The organism is Micromonospora sp. KC207, assembly GCF_004348615.1.
Lineage (GTDB): Bacteria > Actinomycetota > Actinomycetes > Mycobacteriales > Micromonosporaceae > Micromonospora.
The window spans coordinates 1-4317 of record NZ_SMKJ01000414.1; the positions used below are offsets into that span (position 1 = coordinate 1).

The 4317-nt window shown below is 72.9% G+C and carries 4 protein-coding genes and 1 pseudogene; 4 read left to right on the forward strand and 1 reads right to left on the reverse strand.

Annotated elements, in window-relative coordinates; translation table 11 throughout:
• The 3 genes and pseudogenes from E1258_RS30325 to E1258_RS30335 all read left to right on the forward strand — a co-directional run.
• Nucleotides 1–263, forward strand: a pseudogene (locus E1258_RS30325) (hypothetical protein); the annotation flags it as partial.
• 261 nt (nucleotides 264–524) lie between these two features.
• Entirely contained in the window at nucleotides 525–1154 is a 630-nt protein-coding gene (locus E1258_RS30330) for a DUF6230 family protein (RefSeq protein ID WP_132407133.1), read from the forward strand.
• A 1-nt stretch (nucleotide 1155) separates the two neighbouring features.
• Nucleotides 1156–1584, forward strand: a complete 429-nt coding sequence (locus E1258_RS30335) for a DUF6114 domain-containing protein (protein ID WP_243715787.1) — start codon at nucleotides 1156–1158, stop codon at nucleotides 1582–1584.
• On the opposite strand, the gene murD is transcribed toward E1258_RS30335, so the two are convergent.
• The gene (murD, locus tag E1258_RS34145) at nucleotides 1581–2939 is read right to left on the reverse strand and encodes a UDP-N-acetylmuramoyl-L-alanine--D-glutamate ligase (RefSeq protein WP_207919826.1); all 1359 of its coding nucleotides are present in this window, start codon (nucleotides 2937–2939) and stop codon (nucleotides 1581–1583) included. The genes E1258_RS30335 and murD overlap by 4 nt on opposite strands.
• A gap of 87 nt (nucleotides 2940–3026) precedes the next feature.
• On the opposite strand from murD, the gene E1258_RS30350 reads away from it, so the two are divergent.
• On the forward strand, nucleotides 3027–4317 hold a 1291-nt coding region (locus tag E1258_RS30350; RefSeq protein WP_132407137.1), incomplete at its 3' end, for a hypothetical protein.

Genomic DNA, 4317 nt, shown 5'->3' on the forward strand with positions numbered 1-4317 from the left:
GGTCACCCCTGTCCCCCGAGGAGGACGACCTGCTGGTGACCACTGTGGTCGGTGGCATCTACGGCACCCTGCGGCACCGGGTGAGCCAGGGGCGCACCGCCGAACTGCCCCAACTCCTGCCCGTCCTGACGTACGCGATGACCGCGCCGTTTCTCGGCCCGGAGGCCGGTGGCCGGGTGGCACGGGCGGCCGACGCGGGAGCCGGGGGCGTCACCGCTCCCTGCGCCGTCGACCCGGCGCGGCCACCCCGACGGGACGCCTGAGCGCCACGGCCGGGTCGCCCCGGCCCTCGACCTGACCGCCGTCGCACGGTCAGAAACCGCTGCGGTTTCTCACTATCAGCCACATTTCGCAGATCGACCGACTCAACTGGACATCGGTGTTGACCCACCCTTTACCCAGCGGTAACTTCGCCCTGCGACGACACCCAACACGCCGTGCGCAACCAATTCAGATCACCGGCCCGCTCCGCGACGCGGACTCCCGCATTGTCGCGGACAAATCGATCTCGAAGAGGAGCCGTCATGTCGGACGACACCGTACCCACCGAGCCGGTCCCGCCCTCCGGCGGCGTGCGCTGGCGGCGGTTCGCGGTCAGCCTGGCCGCCGCCGGAATCGGTGCCGCCGGAATGGTGCTGCTCACCGCCCAGGGGGTGCTCGGCGCGCAGTTCGCGATCTCCGGCATGCCCTTCGTCGTCACCGCCGACAAGCTCGACGGGACCGGGTTCGAGCAGTTCGCCACCCTCGACCAGATGATCGAGGACAGCCCCAACCAGGGCGACACCGGCGGCCAGGTCGTCGTGCTCGTCTCGGCGATCGACAAGGCCGAGCTGACCAACCTGTGCCAGAGCATCAACCTCGGCGGCATGTACATGAAGCTCACCGCCGGCAACAACGGGAAACCGGTGAGCGCCCGCACCCTCGTCGTCGACTCCGACGAAATCTCCGGCAACGCGTCGTTCACGTCGATCGACATCGGCCAGGACGCCAGCACGCTGGACAAGGTGCCCGGCGTGCGGGGCAACCCGGGCGTCTTCGGCCAGCAGGCCGACAAGGTGACCATCACGGGGCTGCGGCAGAACAACTACGCGACCACGGCCGCCGTGTTCACCCTGCCGAACCTGCGGATGCGGTTCACCGCCGAAGGCTGCTGAGATGCCCGAGGGTGGCGTGGCGCCCCGGGTCGACGGTCCCGCCGGGGGGCCGATCTCCGGCGGCGCCGGGCGGACGGTCGGCCGGTGGCGGGCCTGGCGGCGCAGCCGCCCCTTCTGGGGTGGCCTGCTCGTGGCCATCGGCGGCACCGAGATCCTCGTGACACTGCGCGCGCCGCTGCCGGTGATCCTGCACATCGGGCCGCAGGGGCTGGCCGGCTACCTCGTGCCGGTCATCCTGCTGCTGTGCGGCGTGCTGCTCCTGGCCCACCCGCCGCAGCGGCTCTTCTACGCGCTCGTCTCCCTGGTGCTCGCCCTGGTCTCCTGGCTGACCTCCAACCTGGGCGGGTTCTTCGTCGGGATGCTGCTCGCGCTGGTCGGCGGCTGCCTCGCGTTCGCCTGGACCCCGGTCAAGGCCGCCCGGCGCGGCTAGCGGGCGGGGTGGCCGGCGGTGTCCCGGACCGCCTCGGCGAAGACCTCGGAGCGGTGCTCGAAGTTGCGGAACCGGCCGTAGCTGGGCGCGGCCGGCGAGAGCAGCACCACCCCGTCGGCCGGGGTCAACTCCCGGGCCCGGCGCACGGCGGCCACCAGGTCGTCCACCACTTCGGCCCGCACCCGCGGCAGCCCGGCCAGGGTGGCCACGATCCGCTGCCCGCTGTCCGGGATGCCGAGCACGGTGATCTCCCGCTCGGCCAGGTGCTCCCGCAGCGGGGCGTAGTCCAGCCCCCGGTCGGCGCCGCCGACGATCACCGTCACCGGCCGCCCCTCGTACGCGTCGATGGCGTGCATCGCCGCGTACGGGCTGGTGGCCAGGGTGTCGTCGACGAAGGTGAGGCCCGACGGGTCGGCGATCTCGGTGAGCCGGTGGGCCAGGCCCTGGAACCCGGCGACCGCGACCGCGAGGGCGTCGGCGCGGGCCACCACGTCGACACCGAGCGCTGCGAGCACGGCGAGGGCGACGCAGAGGTTGCCCTCGTTGTGCCGACCCACCAGGGGCAGCACCGCGCGCGGAAACAGCGGCCGGTCGCCGAGGTGGAACCAGGGCGTGCCGTCCGGGCCCGGGGCCACGTGCGTGGTGTCCGGGGAGCCGGCGCGCACGGCTGGCCGGTCGCCCAACTCGGCGACGAGCCGCGGGTCCGCCCCGTTGACCACGATCGTCTGCGGCCCGTGCGCGAGCAGGTTGAGCTTGTCCCGGTAGTACTCCCGCTCGCCGCCGTGCGCGTCGAGGTGCTCGGGAAAGAGCGCGGTGACCACCGCGACGCGGGGCGAGTCGGTCAGGTCGGCGCACTGGTAGCTGGACAACTCCAGCACGTACAGGTCGGCGTCGGGCAGGTCGAGCAGCGGCACCCCGATGTTGCCGCCGAAGACGTTCGGCCGGTCGACCGCCGTGAGCAGGTGGCTGATCAGGCTGGACGTGGTGGACTTGCCCTTGCTGCCGGTCACCCCGACGGTCCGCCGGGCGTGGTCGGCCATCCACAGCGCGCTGCCCTGGGTGACGGTGACGCCCCGGCCGCGCAGCTCGACCAGCCACGGGTGGGTGTTCGGCACCCCGGGCGAGCGGACCACCACCTCGGCGGCGGCCAGCCGGGCGAAGCCCTCCTCGCCGGTGACCAGCGGGGCCGCCTCGGCCAGCGGCCCCTCCCAGGGCAGGGCCAGGAAGTTGGCGCTGTCGTCGACCGCGACCAGGTCCGCCGGGCCGTGCGCGGCGATCGCGATCACCGCCGCCCGGCCCTCCCGGCCGGCGCCCCAGACGGCGACGGTACGTCCGCGCAGGTCAGACAGGCGCACAGGTGATCTCCTCCACGGTGGGGCAGGTCAGCGGGCCGGTCCGGCGCAGCCGGGCACGACCGGACGAACCAGGGCCTAGTATGGCGTGTGCCCAACGAGCAGCTCCGGCGGATGGACGCCTTCACCTTCCCGTCCTACTCGATCGACCTCGCCACCGGCGAGGCGTTGTTCGACTACGCCCTCACCGGTCCCGACGGCGAGCAGCGGTTCACCGAGGTGATCACCCTGCCGCTGCCGGCCGAGCCGCCGTCCGACGCCACGGTGGCGACCCTCGGTCGGGTCCTGGAACTGCTGCACGTGGTCGCCGGCGTCAGCTACTACAAGGCCGCCGCGCCCCGCCGGCTGGTGCTGCCGGCGCCGCTGGGCGAGGCCGCCGCCGCGCTGGTCGCGGCCGTCTACACCAAGGGCCTCGCCGAGTACGCGTACCGCAACCAGCTCCCGCACGTGCTGGAACTGACCCCGGAGATCCCCGCGGGGTCGGTGCCGCCCGCCCGCGGGTACGACAACTCGGACCTGCGGCCCCTGTCTGCCGTCGGCGGTGGCAAGGACTCCATCGTCAGCCTGGAGGCGCTGCGCCGCGCCGGCCTCGACCCGGTGCCGTTCTCGGTGAACCCGAACCACGTCATCGTCGCGGTCAACGAGGCGTCCGGGCTGGCCCCCCTCTCGGCCCGGCGGCGCATCGACCCGGTGCTGTTCGACCTCAACGCCGCCGGCGCCCGCAACGGGCACATCCCGGTCACCGCGATCAACTCGCTGATCGCGGTCGCCACGGCGGTGCTCAACAGGCTCGGCCCGGTGGTGATGTCCAACGAGCGGTCCGCGTCCGACCCGAACCTGGTCTGGAACGGACACGAGATCAACCACCAGTGGTCCAAGGGGGTGGAGGCCGAAGGGTTGCTGCGGGCAGCGCTGGCCGAGCACGCCGGGCTCACCGAGCCGTACTTCTCGCTGCTGCGCTCGCTGTCCGAGCTGCACATCGCCCGGCTCTTCGCCGAGATCGACCGGTACGACGACGTGGTGACGAGCTGCAACGCCGCGTTCAAGCTGCGCGACGCGAGCGAGCGCTGGTGCCGCGACTGCCCGAAGTGCCGGTTCGTCTTCCTGGCCATGGCGCCGTTCATGCCGCGCGAGCGGGTCGTGCGCATCTTCGGCGGGGACCTGCTGGCCGACGAGACCCAGATCCCCGGGTACCGGGAGCTGCTCGGCGTGGACGGGCACAAGCCGTTCGAGTGCGTCGGCGAGGTCGAGGAGTCGGTGGTCGCGCTCAGCCTCCTCGCCGAGCAGGACCAGTGGCGCGACGCCCCGGTCGTCCGCGCCCTCGTCGACGCCGTCCCGGAGACCGCCTGGTCGGCGGCGGCGACCTCGGACGTCTTCACCC

Coding starts and splice junctions, on each gene's coding strand:
- E1258_RS30335 (WP_243715787.1), top strand. CDS start 1,156: ATGCCCGAGGGTGGCGTGGCGCCCCGGGTCGACGGTCCCGCCGGGGGG.
- E1258_RS30330 (WP_132407133.1), top strand. CDS start 525: ATGTCGGACGACACCGTACCCACCGAGCCGGTCCCGCCCTCCGGCGGC.